We start from the raw sequence: 277 nt of genomic DNA on the forward strand, positions 1-277 counted from the left end.
GGCCTTAGCTCAGCTGGGAGAGCGCCTGCCTTGCACGCAGGAGGTCAGCGGTTCGATCCCGCTAGGCTCCACCAATTTAATAATTGCAATGAATGATATGGCGGTGTAGCTCAGCTGGCTAGAGCGTACGGTTCATACCCGTGAGGTCGTGGGTTCGAATCCCTCCGCCGCTACCATATAAGTTGCATTTTTATAAATACACGGAGGAATACCCAAGTCCGGCTGAAGGGATCGGTCTTGAAAACCGACAGGGGTGTCAAAGCCCGCGGGGGTTCGA

The 277-nt window shown here is 54.5% G+C and carries 1 tRNA gene; it reads left to right on the forward strand.

What is annotated here, in order from left to right:
* Positions 1-99 precede the first annotated feature (99 nt).
* Positions 100-176, forward strand: a tRNA-Met gene (locus tag SB717_RS35395).
* Positions 177-277: the final 101 nt, after the last annotated feature.

Origin of the sequence: Priestia sp. SIMBA_032 (genome assembly GCF_046535215.1) — a bacterium.
GTDB lineage: Bacteria > Bacillota > Bacilli > Bacillales > Bacillaceae_H > Priestia > Priestia aryabhattai.